Here is a 17,096-nt window from a genome sequence, read left to right on the forward strand (position 1 = left end):
TCTCCAACCTTTCTTCTAATACCATAAATGGAATCGAGATAAGCTACTCCCTAAAAAGAAGTTGACGACAACCAATAAATACGCATAGATATGTACCCACGCATAATTAGTGCCTGTCAGCTTACTTTTACGATTCACATATAAAATACAGCAATATAATACTAAAATGATAAAGGAACCTATTATCTTCGCATCAAAGATCGATAAACTCTCTAATCTTAATAATGCCCATTCAAACCCTAAGATTAAACTTATGAATAACATTGGAATACCTATAAAAAACGAAACATTCATCCAACTGCTCGTTTGCTGTAATGATGGCAAACGTGTCCATAATTGTGACCACTTTTTCTTTTTTAATAAGCGATATAAAACTAAATATAATATCGCAAAAACAAAAGTTAACGTGAAAGCAGCATACGATAAAATCGCAAATGAGATATGAATAAATAGCATTTCCGAAATTAATGTATCTCCTACTGCTCCTGTCGGTCTTTTTGGCATGAATGTAAATATACTAGCAAAAATAAATCCTAGTATATTAATAATAAATACTGGTAAATCGACTCTCGCTATACAGTGGAGAATAATCGATAATGTGACAAGCAACCATGAATAGAAAAGGATTCCCTCATACAAGGATAAAATCGGGAAACGCTTCGTTTCTATAAAGGTTAATATCATAATGGCACTTTGAATTACCCATACAAATGAAACAAGCCAAAAAGCAATTCGCCTTGCACGTACTTGCTTATAAAAGTAATCAGTGAAATAAAACACTAGACTAATCGCATACAAAACGATCATCACTTCGTAGAGTCTTGTCATTGTCAAATCAGCCAATGGACATCCCTTCTTTATATCAAAAAGTGCTAAAGTTACTATAAACAGTATCCCAGCCTAAAAAAGACGTTTTCGTATCTTTAGTTTACCATACAGATACGAAAACGCCTCATGTAATTTCAAGTTCGCACACGCCAGTAAAAGCACGAATTAGTGGTTTTACCTACATAACTCACTTTGTGAGCCTCAATAGATTGTGGAGCTCGAATGACTAGACATCTTAGAAAGAGTACTTTGGTTCAGTAGGTGTTGGCGATGACTGTAAGCGTTCTTTACGCTCAAACTCTTGCTTGCTCATCATATCCACTTCTACTTCCACAGCATCTTCAATGCCGAAAATTTGTTGGAATAAACGTAACTGTTCATTTGCTTTTGGTGAATTCGCCATTTCTTTAGCTTGTAAAATAGGCTCTTTTAACAATTGATTGATAATTGATTTTGTATGCTTGCTTAAAATCTTACGTTCACGATCCGTTAACTCTGGCATTTTATTTTCAATGCTAATCATTGTTTCTTCTTGGATTTGGTTTGCTTTTTTACGTAATGCCGAGATAACTGGCACGACTCCAAGTGTGGCAAACCAATCTTTAAATTGCACAACTTCCTTATGAATCATTTGCGTAATTTCTGCTGCCGCCCGTTCACGCTCTGCTAAGTTTGCTTCGACGATACCTTGTAAATCATCGATATCATATAAGAAAACATTCGGTAGATCCCCCACACGTGGATCAATATCACGGGGTACCGCAATATCTACCATAAATAACGGTTTCCCTTTACGTAAACGTTCAACAAGCTGCATTAATTCATAATCAATAACAAAATCAGTTGCGCCTGTAGACGTAATTAAAATGTCCGCTTCAAGGAGCGAGCATTGTAATTCTCTCATTGATTTTGCTTGACCTTGGAATTTTGCTGCTAAAGTTTCTGCTTTTTCAAACGTACGGTTAATAACGGTTACTTTTCCAACACCATTGCCATATAAATTCTCGATAGCTAGTTCACCCATTTTGCCTGCGCCTAAAATCGCGACATGCTTGCGTTGTAAAGATCCGAAAATTTTCTTTGCTAATTCTACTGCTGCATAGGAAACAGAAACTGCATTTTCGCCAATAGCTGTTTCATTATGTGCACGCTTTGCAAAGGTCACCGCTTGTTTAAATAACTGATTGTAGACCGTACCTGTCGTCCCAATCTCTTGTCCATTTAAGAAGCTCTTCTTCACTTGTCCTAAAATTTGTGTCTCACCTAGCACCATTGAATCAATTCCAGCAGTTACTTTAAACAAATGTTCTAACGCCTCATCTTCTTCTCTAATTGTTAAATAAGAAGAAAAAGTCTCCACAGGCAGGTTGAACCAATCCGCTAAAAATTGCTTTACATAGTGACGTCCAGTATGCAATTGATCAACGACTGCATATATTTCTGTACGATTACAAGTAGAAACAATTACGTTTTCCAATATACTTTTTTGTTGTTGTAGCGCTTCCATTGCTTGTGGTAGCTCGCTCTCTATGAAAGATAGCTTTTCACGAATTTCAACTGGCGCTGATTTATAATTCAAGCCTACTACGATGGTATGCATGAATAACACCTCACACGTTCTAATTCACAAGTTTCATTATAGCACAGTTCGACAATAGTTCATCTAAAATTTGTGAACATGTCATGAAGAACTATAACTCATTTTTAAATTAGAATTATTATAAACTGAGTTTAACAAATTATACGGCCCGTTTCAAATTTAAAAACTGCACCAAAAGTAAGGCACTTTCCGCTTATTAAAATAGATTAGGATGGCACCCTTATCTAGTGTAAAAAAGACTGTAGCCCGACTCACCTATATGAGTGAGCGCGTCTACAGTCTAGATAGCGCCTATCTTAGCGCTTGTAATTAATTTGTAATGGTCACAGTTTGTTGCGAAATAATATTGCCATCTTTATCATATGCAAGGTACTCAATGTCGCCATTCACTTTAAAGTCACTCATAGTTTGGACATTTTTCGTCAACATAAACACACTATCACTACGTTTTTTAAGTTCAAATTGCACATCGCCACTGACAGAGGAATAACGAACAACGACTTTTGCAACATTTAAACAATTACTATCAATTCTGGCATTCATCGTAATATAGCCTTTTCTTAATGTAACGGTAGCTTCTTCAAATAGATCATCCGGGTTGATACAACTTGAAGGTGACGTTTTACATAAAATCGAATCAATGATTTTTTGTGCGACCTGATGGAACTGGTAATTATCAATGGCATGATAGTAAATGCCACCAGTTTCCGTAGCTATTTGTGTTAGCGTCGCTTCATTAATTTGATTTTTCTTACCCATACTTACTGTATAAATTTTAATGCCTTTCTTTTTGGCATCATTAATGACTTTCGTCATTTTGGATTTGCTCGTTTTTCCATCTGATACGACAACAATGGATTTTGCAGTTTTTGTATCATTCGAGAATTTTGTAAGAGCTAATTCTATACCTGTAAAAATATCTGTCGCGCCCTTATCTTTCGATGTACGATATAAATCTTTCTTTAAGACATTTTCTGCACTGCCTTCTCCCAATACAGTCGCACTTGTATTCGTTTCAATGACAATATTATTTTTAGCTTGAATTTGGTTAATCATTTCCACCATTTTTTTGCCGCGATAATTCGTTTGGTCAATACGTTTCATAGAAGATGAATAATCAACTACGTATGCAACTTCAGTTGCTAACGTACAAGCATTTTTACTAAAGTAAGGATTTGTAAAAATATCCTTCGTTATTGTTTTATCAGTAATATCTTTTAAAATCGTTGCATAGCGTGGATCCACTTTATTGACAAGCGTAGCTTCTATTTTAGACTTGCCATAGATGATGGAGTCAAAATAAGCTACTGCTGTGCCTGGGCCACCCGTATTATTCAAATAATCAGAAGTATTCGTAACAAAGGATGCGGTTTTCTCAACACCATCAAATTTAATTTTAACTGTTCCTTGATAGTCCGTAATAACTTCTCCACCTGGACGTACTAACGTTACCATAACTTGTGTATATCGATCTTTCCCATTAGGTCTGGCAGCTGCATCAGCACTTTCCTTCAGCGCCTCAACTCGCTTTTTATAGGCTTCAACTTGTCCTAATAATTTCCCGCCTTGGTATTTCAATAATACCGTGCGTTCATAATTACTTAAGCTCATTAAAATCGCATAAATTTTCATGACACTATCATAATGCTCTAATGTTAAATTCTTTTCTTCCGGCATATATTTCGGGCTCATTAATTGAATAATTGCACCAACCGGATTGATGTTTTCAACTTGTGACGCAATATTATCATCGATTCCTTGGATGCGATAAATCGGACGACCATCTTCTGAAATCATGTACATAATTTCTGTTTTAGCTGGTGTCGTCACAGAATCTTTTAAACGGTCATTCAATATTTTTTCAAATAAGTACACTGAGATATTATAGTTTTCGAATTGTAAAATGGCATTCTCATAGCCGACTGCTGGATACTTCGGATCGGAGCCACCATACTGTAAATAAATATTTTCTACTGCACCTAAAGCATTTGTCACATTTGTTTGTTGGCCAATGCTAAACTTTTTATCATCCGCATCTGGATTTAATGGTACAGGACCATAGACATCAATTAGATTTTCTGTGAAAAACTCAGGTGGCTTTTCGTACTGTACATAAGGTGGTGTTACACTGCCATTATCATCAGTATTCGTTGGGTCGTATACTTTAAAATCAATGCGTAATTCTGGCTGTGGTAAATAACGAACATGTGCATTTAATTTTTCCCCAACAAGACATTTCATGCTAGGGTCTGTGTTATTAATGAGTTCAAATGTGATCGTATCACGTACAGATTTTGTAAGCTTTTTCGCTTTAACAAAGGCTGTTACAGTTGAACCATCCGATTGCACATTACGCACCGACTCCCCAGCGGCATTAACAATATCCGCACCGTTTGCAGACGTTACTCGGAACGTATAAGACTTATCATCAGCAATTGGATCACCATTACAAGCCTTTAAAGATACGGTAATCGGCGTCATATCTTCCCCATTTGCAATTAAATCTGGCTTCTCCACTTCAATGCTCTGTAGTGCATTATTAACATTGCCAGGACCTGTAAAGTCACCTTCGTTATCTGTCGGTACTTCATAGTCCCCGCTATTAGATCCCATAAAGCCTGCTGGTAGTGTGATTTTATCATTATCACGACCTGCAGCAGAGCGTTTCAATCCTTCTACAGCAAAGGTATCATTTTGGACAATACGATATAAAAACACGGCTGCATCTGCGCGTGATAGTTTCGTAGATGGGCTAAAATCAGCAAATGTTTTTTTACCTGTATTGCCAGTTGAAATATCTTTTGTATATAAATATTGGACTGCTTGTGGTTCATCTAAATCGAATCCTTTAAAAGCGGCGTAAATACGCGCAAAATGACCGCGCGTAATCGCTTTTGAACGATTTGCCATTACATGTGTTCCGTCAAACGGCAAATAAAAATCACTATAAAAATTATAAGCAACGCTTTCGTTATACGATAATGCATAGTTTTTATCTAGCTTTGCAAACATTGTCACAAGTTCTCGTTCGGTTACTTGTTCATTTGGTAAAAAGTTATTCGCACTGTTCAATGATAGTAAATCATTATCGACTGCCCACGAAATGGCTTTGTACTTACTGTTGGATGTTGGTACATCTTGAATCGTTGTGGCAGCAAGCGTAACCGTTGGTGTTACAGTCATAAAGGCTAGTACGAAACTAGCCAATACTAGCAATGCCTTTTGCGCAAATTTCATTTATTTCAGTCCTTTCATTAGTTAAAGAATAAAATATCATCGCGATAGTTTTGTTTTAAATCATTCTCTAAATAGTTTAAGAATCGTTCAAGTACAACGGATGCTTGCGCACGCGTTAACGGTTGATTTGGATTGAATCGGCCAGTTACTGGGTCCCCTGTCATAAGGCCAAGCTCATTCACAATATAGATGCCGTCTCTTGAGTAGTCCGGAATTTGGGCATCATCTGTAAACTTCGTAACATAACCCGGTTCTGGCGCTTTGTTTTCAAGTCCTAGTGCTCGCACAAAAATGGCAGCAGCCTGCGCACGAGTAATCGCATTATCCGGTTTGAAATAATCAGGTGTTACCCCTTTAATAATGCCTTTGTTAACAGCCGATTCAATATAGCCATAATCTTTTATTGTGCGTTTCACGTCTTTAAAAACACTTGTCGTCGGTTTTTTCGAAGGCTTTTCTTCCATCACACGAAGGTCGACCGCTTTGCCAATTGCAATGGTAAAGTCAAGTCGCTTCATTGGCGTGTTTGGTGAAAAGAAATTACTTGTATCTGAGTAAATTCCTAAAGAATAAAGCTTATCAATTGCATCTTTTGCATAATGATTCGATAAATCACGGAATTTCGGAATAATAAGACGTTCAATCGTTGGCGTATATTCTGAATTCAAATCCACTTTGCCTTTTTGACCAGAGGCTAAGTCATATGTATATTCTGAAATGACGTCTTTTTCACTAACGACCGCATAACCCCCGTCAAAACTAGCTAAACTACCTGGATTTTCCTCATAGTTAAGGACACGCGATTTACTCGTTGATAAACGATTTTTCACGTGACTTGTTGTCCCATCGCTATACGTATAAACAGATTCTGTAATTTGCGTTTCCGTTGCACCCCAGAAATTTTCATAGCCAGCATGACGGCTATCTGTATCTATTGTTACGGTATTCGTTTTGGCATTTTTCCCCGAGCCAGTCTGATAAGTAAATGTCTTTCTGGAAATTACATTACCGGAAAAATAATCAGAGGCTGCGCGGTTATCTGTAACCGTTCCTTGTGAAAATTGATAGTCCGCTAATGTATACGTTATTTTGCCAACAACAATTTTTTCTGAATATTTTTTCACAACCCCATTGGATGTTTTTTGTCCAATTGTCGCGTAATTGACAACATCTGATTCATAAGAAATATTTCTCGTTAATGTCGCTCCATTGCTTGCTGTTAGTTTTAAATTATATGTTTCTGTTAACTTCCCTTTTGTTTCTTTTTGGGTAATTTTAATATCTTTACTCGTACCTTTAAAAATGATAGGCGTCCCAGTTATGAATACTGCTTCCTCGTATGTATATTCATTTTTTACAGCGCCGGTCGTTTCCACCGATGCGGCAGAGGCATCTGCAAGCAAACTTGTTCCCATAGCGAACACCAGGACAATGGCAAACAGTACTTTCACTAAATGTTTTCGCATCTGTTCTTTTTCCCTCTCTTTCTTCCCGTGCATATGAACAGATGAAGCTATCTCATATTTAGAGATAGCTTCTATCTAATTAATCAACTAAAATGAAATGTGCTTTTACAAAGCGGTCAGATAATACAACTAGACGATCAGAAGGTTCCAAATCAGATGGTTGAATGACTTTCCCTGCTTTAATGAGCGTAGCCTGATCAATATTCATATCAACCATTTGGCCTGCTTCATACCAACGACCATTTTGCCATTGACTCACACTTTTCACATTAATAGTAGCTGGATATGTTGATTTAACTGACTGAAGTTTCCCTACTAACATGAGTGGGGCAACCGGTTTTCCATTATCTAATATGTGCAGAGCTTGTACATGCCCATTGTTCACATAGAAGTAGCCATAATCACCTTCAGATAAATACAGTTCAATATCTGGCATCACGCTATATGTTTTATTACCATCATCAACCATGGCCTTTGTTGAATTACTAACAGATAGTACGGTACTTGCTGTTTTTTTGAAAACATTCGATTCAATTTTCATTGCATCGTCGATTTTAATTAAATAGCCATCCGCTTGTGCTAAACGCCCATAATATAATTCATGAGATGCTAAGTTTGGTGACATGAAGCTATCACTCGTTACATCGACAACTTGTGCATAATGATCGCGAGCAGCACCATCTGTAATGACAAACGCTGTGCCATATGCCAATAATCCTGTTGGTTGAATTAATCGACCATTACGAATTAAGATGGAGCCATCGTGGAAATATAATGTACCAGCAGATTTAAGTTTTAATAATTGGTAGTCTGTATCGACAGAAATCATCGGCTCATAGTACGTACGCTCATTGTTTTTCAAGACGACAATTTTTTCAATAACCTCTTTACCAAATTGTTTAACCGTTGCGTAATAGGCTACACTGCCAACGTAATTTTTCAGTTGGCTTTTTTCAATTTTTGTATTTCCAACGTAAATTGGTACCTTGCTAGAAAAATTCATAGTTGAAAGCGCGGTTGTTGTCGTAGAGCCAAATTGCCAGTTGACAAAGGCATTTTGATTTTTAACCGTTAATTTGTTCGTATTGATATTAACCGCTTGAATTTCACCTTTATAAAGATTTTCAACTAGGTTTCCAGTCTCACTAATATCTACTTTTGTCACAATCGATGTGCTTGTATTTTTCAGATGAAGCTTAACACGGTCACCTACATACATCCCACTAATATCAACCGATGAGGAACCTTTTTGGAAAGCAGTGTCCTTATTCAAATAATATGTAGTTTCTTTTCCGATATCGGGTTTCACCATAATAAACAAGCCCTTTGGGTCAATGCTTGTAATGACGCCTGCAATCGTTTTTGGATTTTGTGCCACGATTGTGGATTCCTCCGACATATTGGACGTACCACGAAGCTCAACGACACTACGAAGCGAAATTTGAGCTTCAACTTTCATGCCCATTTTAAAGCCGTCAATCGTTGTTTCTGTATTATTAATGTACAGGCGGGCATTATTGTTAATATTGTAAGTCACTTGACGACCGCTAGCATTTTCTAATGTAATTTTACTAAGTTGTCTTTCTACTTGTCCGTTTGCATTCGTAAATTCTGAATAGGTTACATCTACGAAGGTTCCTGTTACTAACTGTGCGGCCTGAACAGTTGGTAATGATGGCAAACTAAGCGCCATTAAAAATAGAACAATCAATATGTATGGAATCTTCTTCAACAATTCCCGCCTCCTTAAAAAATTGTTATTTATAAATAGTATATCGTATTATTGGTAGTTTTTCTTATTCAAAAAGTTACATTTTAACATGCTTTTCTATTATTTTGAATCTACCATTAGACATTAAGATAGAGGTAGCTTCCAACTTCAAGCTACCTTGCCATCATCATACTTGAATGTCAATTGTATGTCCGGCTGTTGGATGTGGAGCATCTAACATTTCAACTAACTGTTCAGTATTTTGCTGTTGCATGTCCATCGCTTGTTTTGTCACAGCTAAAGAAACATTTTGCATAAGATTTGATTGATTCATTGCGATTGATAAAGCTGCAATATCCATTTTAGTCCACCTCCTATATCATTTATCGGCTCCATTTAGCATTCATCAAGTCATTTCCTTATATTTGTCCACAACTTTTGAGCTAGTAGCCACTCTGCTTTTGTAATTAATCCATTGGCTTCAATTTGCGATTTTTTACGCAATAAAAAAACATCTACTGGCTACATAAGACGCAATAGATGTTTTTTGATTACATTTTATTTTCAATCGTACGCCAAGCTTCTTCAAAACCGATACCTTTTTCAGAAGAGAACACGATAAGCGGATCATTTTTATCCATATCGAGTGTTTCCTTGACAACTTTTTTGTGCTTATCCCATTTACCTTTTGGAATTTTATCTGCCTTCGTTGCAATAACGATACAAGGGATACTGTAATGTTTTAAAAAATCGTACATCATACGATCATCAGCAGTTGGAGGATGACGTAAATCAACAATTTGAACGACTGCTTTTAATTCTTCACGGCCAGTAATATAACGTTCAATCATTTTCCCCCATGCCTCACGCTCCGTTTTAGAAACTTTGGCATAACCGTATCCCGGAACATCGACGAAAAACAGTTGTTCTTCTATTTTGTAAAAATTTAGCGTTTGTGTCTTCCCAGGTTTAGAAGAAATACGCGCTAACGCTTTACGCCCAATCATACGGTTAATGAATGATGATTTCCCAACATTTGAGCGACCTGCTAGTGCAAATTCTGGCAGTCCATCTTCTGGGTATTGGTCCGGTCTTACTGCACTGATGACCATTTCGACATTATGGACTTTCATTTCCTTAAAAACCTCCGTCCAGTGCATATGCTAATACTTCATCAGCAGATGACACCAGTTTAAATGTTAGTTGTTCGCGTACACTTTCAGGAATATCTTCAATATCACGTTCATTATCTTTTGGACAAATGATCGTCGTTAAACCTGCTCTGTGTGCGCTTAATGTTTTTTCTTTTAATCCACCGATTGGTAATACACGACCACGCAATGTAATTTCACCTGTCATGCCTACTTCACGACGAATTGGACGATGTAAAATAGCCGAAACAATGGCTGTCGCCATCGTAATACCTGCTGACGGCCCATCTTTTGGTACTGCTCCTTCAGGTACATGAATATGGATATCATGTGTATCAAAATATTCTGAGTCTACATTAAGCTCTTCTATTTTTGTTCGCACATATGATAACGCTGTTTGCGCTGATTCCTTCATGACGTCTCCGAGTTTCCCCGTTAACTGTATTTTCCCTTTACCAGGCGTTAAAGAAACCTCAATTTGCAATGTGTCGCCACCAACCGTAGTATAGGCTAGCCCTGTTGCTACACCCACTTGATTTTCTTCTTCCGCTTGTCCATAGCGGAAACGATGCTTACCAAGATATTCGACCAATGATTTGGAGCTTACAGTCACACGTTTCTTTTCTCCAGAAACAATCACTTTAGCGATTTTACGACAAAGTGTGGCGATTTGACGTTCTAGGCCTCGGACACCTGCTTCACGTGTATAGTAGCGAATAATGTCCAACACCGCTTCATCTTTAATCACAACTTGCGTTTTCTTCAAGCCATGCTCTTTTAATTGCTTTGGAATTAAATGATTTTTTGTAATTTGCGCCTTTTCAATTTCTGTATAACCAGCAATTGAAATGACTTCCATTCGGTCTAATAAAGGGCCAGGAATGGTACTTAAATCATTTGCTGTGGCAATAAATAATACGTTCGATAAGTCATACGGTTCTTCAATGTAATGATCGCTAAACGTATTGTTTTGAGCGGGATCTAGCACTTCTAGCATGGCAGCTGCAGGATCTCCTCTAAAATCATTTGACATTTTATCGATTTCGTCCAGTAAAAATACCGGATTAATCGTACCCGCTTTTTTCATTCCTTGAATAATACGACCTGGCATCGCTCCGACATACGTACGACGATGTCCTCGAATTTCAGACTCATCGCGCACACCGCCTAAAGAAATACGAATAAATTTACGATCTAAACTTTCCGCGATTGAGCGTGCTAATGAAGTTTTACCAACGCCTGGAGGGCCCGCTAAACAAAGAATCGGTCCACGTAATGAATTTTTCAACTGACGCACAGCTAAATATTCAAGTACGCGCTCTTTTACTTTTTCTAAACCATCATGATCTCGGTTTAAAATTTCCTCTGCATGCGCAATATTCATTCGGTCTTCAGTCGCCTTCGTCCAAGGTAAGGCCACTAACCAGTCAATATAGTTTCGAATGACGCCACTTTCCGCACTTGCGCTCGGTAACTTTTCGTAACGATCAAGCTCTTTTAACGCGGCTTCTTTTGTCGATTCAGGCATACCTACTTCATCAATTTGCTTCCGCAATTCAGCGACTTCACCAGTTTTCCCTTCACGATCTCCAAGCTCTGTTTGGATAGCTTTCATTTGTTCGCGCAAGTAATATTCCTTTTGCGTACGCTCCATTGATTGCTTAACTTTTGTATTAATTTTCTTTTCAAGATCTAATACTTCTTGCTCATCATGCAGACGAATAATTAAATGATCTAAACGTTTCTTAACATTGAGCATTTCTAGAACTTCTTGTTTATCCGCAATTTTGATTGGTAAATGCGAGGCAATAATATCAGCAAGACGGCTTGGTTCTTCAATATCAGCCACAGTATTGATTGTTTCTGTCGTTATTTTGTTGGAGGATTTTGCGTAGCGTTCAAAATACGTTAACAATGTACGCATTAACGCCTGTGTTTCCACGTCTTTTTCAACTTTATCCTCTTTAACATCAATATCAACAACTGTATATTTATCGAATGCTTGATAGTTGGTCCACGTTGCACGTGCTACACCTTCCACTAAAATTCGTAGCGTGCCATTTGGCAATTTTAGCATTTGCTTTACATAAGCCATTGTCCCAACTGGATATAAATCCTGCTCTTCTGGCTGTTCATCGTGCATTTCTTTTTGTGTTACCAATAAAATCAATTGGTCCTCTAGCATTGCATGTTCTAGCGCCGCTACAGAACGATTTCTACCCACATCAATATGTAACACCATCGACGGGTATACTAAAAGTCCACGTAAAGGCAATAATGGTACATTTGTTGTTTTTTGAATTGTTACCATGCGGGTATTCACCTCCGTCAAAATTTTCTTGTTCACAATCCCGCGCTTCTAGTATGTGTTTAAAAAACCGATTCACACTATCTATTCAAACGAGCCAAAAATTTCATCTATTTACAGTCGTCGGCTTTATGTATGAATAAAAAGCTGACTCTCGATATGTGCGAACATTGCACAATCGAAGTCAGCTAAGTTACTCTTTTTTTCATAACAATAGACAGCTACGTCTGTTTATTATGCCGAAGTTTTTGTGTCGCTACCTTCATCGAGTTCAGTGCCATCTTCAAGAAGCAATTTCGGTTTCTCTTTATCCGTAATTGTTTTTGCCGTAATGATACATTTTTTCACGTCATCACGTGATGGTAGTTCGTACATTACTTCAAGCATTGTTGACTCAATAATTGAACGAAGACCACGTGCACCTGTTTTACGCTCAATTGCTTCCTTGGCAATTTCAGAAAGGGCACCTTCATCAAACTCAAGCTCAACACCATCTAGTTCAAGCATTTTTTGATATTGCTTCGCTAGTGCATTTTTTGGTTCCGTCAAAATTTGTACAAGTGCAGCCTCATCTAATTGTTCTAGGCTGGCAAGTACCGGTAAACGACCGATGAATTCTGGAATAAGACCAAACTTCAACAAATCTTCTGGAATTAATTTCGACATTAATGAACCTTCGTCCATTTCGACCTTATTAGGATCTGAGCCGAAACCAATTACTTTTTCACCTTGACGACGTTTAATAATGGATTCAATACCATCAAATGCTCCGCCTACGATAAATAAAATATTTGTCGTATCAATTTGTAAAAACTCTTGGTGTGGATGCTTACGTCCGCCTTGTGGAGGTACACTTGCAACAGTGCCTTCTAAAATTTTAAGTAACGCCTGTTGAACCCCTTCACCAGAAACATCGCGCGTAATCGATGGATTTTCTGATTTACGTGCAACTTTATCGATTTCATCAATATAGATAATCCCTTTTTCGGCACGCTCGATATCGTAATCTGCTGATTGAATTAATTTTAGTAAAATATTTTCAACGTCTTCACCCACATAACCAGCTTCTGTTAAAGAAGTAGCATCTGCAATTGCGAAAGGTACGTTTAGTATACGTGCTAAAGTTTGAGCTAATAATGTTTTACCGCTACCAGTTGGGCCGATTAACACAATGTTCGATTTTGCTAATTCCACATCATCGATTTTACTATTTGTATTGATGCGTTTGTAGTGATTGTAAACCGCAACCGCTAAGGCTTTTTTCGCACGCTCTTGTCCAATTACATAATCATTTAAAATCGATAAGATTTCCTTCGGTTTCGGGATATCTTGGAAATCAATTTCTTCCTCAACACCTAGTTCTTCTACAACGATTTCTGAACAAAGTTCGATACATTCATCACAAATATAAACACCGGGACCTGCAACTAGTTTACGTACTTGTTCTTGTGGCTTTCCACAGAATGAGCATTTTAAATTGCCTTTTTCATCATTAAATTTGAACAATATGTTTCACCCCTATTCAAGCTACAATCTTACAAGATTATTGAACCATTATCAAATAAATTGATTGTAACATTTACGTCATGGCGCAAATGCCTCTAGATTTTGAATTATTTTCAAGTTTTCAAGCAGCAGGCAGTTAGCTAAGTAATTGCAGCATTTGCGCATAAACCATAACCGCTGTCTGCTCGCTTTCATGCAGATAATTCGAATTGATGCGACCATTCAGATTAACCCATGACCACTGCCTGATATTTAGCTTCATTGTTCAGGAGTTCAAGCTCCCTCAATCATAAAACCTAAGTGCGTTCTTCTCCAATTAATGAAGGCATTAGTACTACTGCTACTTTTCGGCTTTACTACAATGAAGTTAAAATTTAGCATCGTGTGTAATAAGTATAACAACAATACTATGTATAAGAAATTAACTAAAGTTGCCTCCAAAAGTATAACAGTTAGTAAAAATCAGACTAACTTTTTGTCTCCTCGACTGTGAGAGGTTGGGGCCCCTTTAGCCTAAACTAAAAAGCTATGTGTGATAAAACAAGGCACGGTTTTACGCCGTACCTTGTCTTGTTATTTTTTCTATCTAATTACGTAAAAAATCTTATTCAGTAATTTTAGCGTTTTCTACTAAAAATTCAACTGTTTTTTGGATTTTAATATCATTTTCAAGAACAGCAGTACCGCCAAGAGCGCCTGTAATTTGTTCTTTTGTCATGTTGAATTGAGCAGTCATTTTTTCTAATTCTGCTTCGATATCAGCTTCAGTAGCTTCAATTTTTTCTGCTTCAGCAATTGCTTCAAGTGTTAAAGAAACACGTACGCGGTTTTCTGCTTCTTCTTTCATTTGACCACGTAAATCTTCTTCTGATTGACCAGAGAATTGGTAGTATAAATCTAAGTTCATACCTTGCATTTGTAAGCGTTGGCCAAATTCTTGTAACATGCGATCTGTTTCTGAGTTAATCATACCAGCTGGCACTTCAAACTCTGCATTATCAGCAGCTTTTTCTACTAATTCATCACGAAGTGTAGCATCTGATTCTGCTTGTTTTTGAGCAGCTGTTTGTTCTTTAATTTTTGCACGTAATGCTTCTACGCCTTCAACTTCTGGATCTAATTCTTTTGCAAACTCATCGTTTAGCTCAGGAAGAACTTTTGTTTTAACTTCTTTCACAGTTACTTTGAAAGTAGCTTCTTTACCAGCTAATTCAGCAGCGTGGTATTCTTCTGGGAAAGTAACAGCCACATCTTTTTCTTCGCCAGCTTTAACGCCTACTAATTGCTCTTCAAATCCAGGAATGAATGAACCTGAACCGATTTCTAATGGGTAATCTTCGCCTTTACCGCCTTCGAATGCTTCTTCACCTACGAAACCTTCAAAGTCAATTACAGCAGTATCGCCTTCTACGATTGCTTCATCTTCTTTAATTTCAAGTTCAGCTTTACGAGCTAATTGTTCTTGGATTTGCGCTTCAACTTCTTCGTCTGTTACTTCAACTGGAAGTTTCGTAACTTCTAAGCCTTTGTATTCGCCAAGTTTTGGTTCTGGTTTCACTGTTACTTGAGCAGTGAATGAGAAATCTTGACCATGTACGAAGTTTTCTGTACCAGAAATTTCTGGGTAATCAACTGGCATAATTCCAGCTTCGTCGATTGCTTTTGCATAAGAATCTGGCACGATGATTTCTAAAGCATCTTGGTATAAAGATTCAATTCCAAAACGTTGTTCAAACATTTTACGAGGCATTTTACCTTTACGGAAACCTGGAACGTTAATTTGTTTTACAACTTTTTTAAATGCTTGGTCCATTGCTGCGTCTACTTCTGCAGCTGGTACTTCGATTGTTAGAGTACCGATATTTCCTTCTTGTTTTTCCCATTTTGCTGACATGTATAAATACCTCCAAAATAATCTAGTTTCAATTACCATAACGTAATTGCGTCCGGATTTCGATTTCTCGATAATTTTTTTGTAAAAAATCCGCAACATGCGTCAAAGACTTCGTGTCACCACTAAAAACCTTTGACATTGATCCACCTACTTCATGAAGAAGGGGACATTGGTTGAATCAAGTTTAAATGTTAGACAATTTATTCGTAACTACGATTTTGACAACCATTTTAGTATATCATAGATGCGTATAGTTTCAACTTATTTCATACTTCATGGAGTTCTGTTAGTTTTTCTAACATTTGTAAAAAGCCGAAGATTTCATCGTCCGTTTCCTGGACATTACCAAGCATGGCTTGTACAAAATCGATGTAACCATTAGCAATAGCATCGGCTTCAAACGGATGCCATTCAAACGGATACATCACAATAGCATGCTTAGCCATTAAATATTGTACCATTTCTAATGTTGATGGGTCTTGCTCTAATTTAGATTCTATCATTTTTTTTATTTCATTATACTGCTGTAATTGATTAGGCAATGCAAGTTCGGTTGGATTGATTATTTTCGTTTGTTCAAATTTTGTAACGACTACTTCAATAGATACTTCTTGTTCAACAAGCAAGATAAGCGCTAGACTCCGAACAAATGGATGAATATCTGAACATTCAATTATGGCCTTTAACGCCATTTTTAACTGTCTCACATTCGTATCCATCAACCTGTGCAGTCGCAGCGATTGTTCATTTGGCGTAAGCGCTCTAAATTTAGCTAATTCATACTCTTGCTCTTCTATCAGCTCTTGTACATCTTCTCTTTGTTGAAGCTTTTTAGCCACTTCACTATTGATATGTTTTAAGCGTTCAAACTTTTCTAGTTGTGCTTCAGGAAGTACATTTTCTTCGATCAAGGTCGTTATAATCGCTTCTACTTGATGATATTCCTTCAACTGCATACAAATGGTGATATATAGCTCCATCACTTCCACATACATAGAGGTGCCCATGGCTAATAACTGCTCACATACTTCTTTTGCTTTTACATAGTGCTTCAGTTCATATAAAGCATATGCGTAAACACTTAAGGCTTTTTCATCGCCATTTTCATATAAAAACGCCTTTTCAAAGCACGCGACAGCATCTTCATATTGATTGTTTTCCGCGTACATATGCCCCTCTCGGATTAACATGTCAGTTGCCCCAGGAAAAACAACAATATTGTCATGTTTAATAACATGACGCTTTTGCTTTGCCATTTCTCTCACCTCTTTTTTAAATTGTTTATTTTTTACAAAAATAATTGAATTTCTATTCATATTTTTCAATAAATTGAATTATAATTAATAATACCCATCATTTTGAAGCTTAATAACAAATTGCGCTTCAACCCACATA

General features: G+C 37.2%; 11 protein-coding genes. All 11 read right to left on the reverse strand.

The window, feature by feature from the left end; genetic code table 11:
* Window positions 1-15: 15 nt before the first annotated feature.
* The gene (locus ACKVEV_RS09910; RefSeq protein WP_409370211.1) at window positions 16-843 is read right to left on the reverse strand and encodes an inner membrane protein YpjD; all 828 of its coding nucleotides are present in this window, start codon (window positions 841-843) and stop codon (window positions 16-18) included.
* A gap of 220 nt (window positions 844-1,063) precedes the next feature.
* Window positions 1,064-2,428: a glutamyl-tRNA reductase gene (hemA, locus tag ACKVEV_RS09915; protein WP_409370212.1), complete on the reverse strand. Its 1,365-nt coding sequence runs from the start codon at window positions 2,426-2,428 to the stop codon at window positions 1,064-1,066.
* 309 nt (window positions 2,429-2,737) lie between these two features.
* Window positions 2,738-5,665, reverse strand: a complete 2,928-nt coding sequence (locus ACKVEV_RS09920; RefSeq protein WP_409370213.1) for a VWA domain-containing protein — start codon at window positions 5,663-5,665, stop codon at window positions 2,738-2,740.
* A gap of 17 nt (window positions 5,666-5,682) precedes the next feature.
* Window positions 5,683-7,131 (reverse strand): S-layer homology domain-containing protein, encoded by a 1,449-nt coding sequence (locus tag ACKVEV_RS09925; protein ID WP_409370214.1) that lies wholly within the window; start codon window positions 7,129-7,131, stop codon window positions 5,683-5,685.
* A 79-nt stretch (window positions 7,132-7,210) separates the two neighbouring features.
* A complete protein-coding gene (locus ACKVEV_RS09930) occupies window positions 7,211-8,866 on the reverse strand; it encodes a hypothetical protein (protein ID WP_409370215.1) in 1,656 nt (551 codons plus the stop codon).
* Between the two features lie 163 nt (window positions 8,867-9,029).
* Complete coding sequence (locus tag ACKVEV_RS09935; RefSeq protein WP_409370216.1) at window positions 9,030-9,203, reverse strand: YjfB family protein; 174 nt, start codon at window positions 9,201-9,203, stop codon at window positions 9,030-9,032.
* A gap of 190 nt (window positions 9,204-9,393) precedes the next feature.
* On the reverse strand, window positions 9,394-9,975 hold the full coding sequence (gene yihA, locus ACKVEV_RS09940) for a ribosome biogenesis GTP-binding protein YihA/YsxC (protein ID WP_024363208.1): 582 nt from the start codon (window positions 9,973-9,975) through the stop codon (window positions 9,394-9,396).
* A gap of 4 nt (window positions 9,976-9,979) precedes the next feature.
* Window positions 9,980-12,304 carry an endopeptidase La gene (gene lon, locus ACKVEV_RS09945; protein ID WP_409370217.1) on the reverse strand — a complete coding sequence of 775 codons (2,325 nt, stop codon included), beginning with the start codon at window positions 12,302-12,304 and terminating at the stop codon, window positions 9,980-9,982.
* Window positions 12,305-12,535: 231 nt separating this feature from the next.
* Complete coding sequence (gene clpX / locus ACKVEV_RS09950) at window positions 12,536-13,807, reverse strand: ATP-dependent protease ATP-binding subunit ClpX (RefSeq protein WP_409370218.1); 1,272 nt, start codon at window positions 13,805-13,807, stop codon at window positions 12,536-12,538.
* A 604-nt stretch (window positions 13,808-14,411) separates the two neighbouring features.
* A complete protein-coding gene (gene tig / locus ACKVEV_RS09955; RefSeq protein WP_409370219.1) occupies window positions 14,412-15,701 on the reverse strand; it encodes a trigger factor in 1,290 nt (429 codons plus the stop codon).
* Between the two features lie 266 nt (window positions 15,702-15,967).
* Entirely contained in the window at window positions 15,968-16,957 is a 990-nt protein-coding gene (locus tag ACKVEV_RS09960; protein WP_409370220.1) for a DUF3196 family protein, read from the reverse strand.
* Window positions 16,958-17,096 lie beyond the last annotated feature (139 nt).

This window comes from Lysinibacillus sp. 38-6 (genome assembly GCF_046245175.1).
Classification (GTDB): Bacteria; Bacillota; Bacilli; order Bacillales_A; family Planococcaceae; genus Lysinibacillus.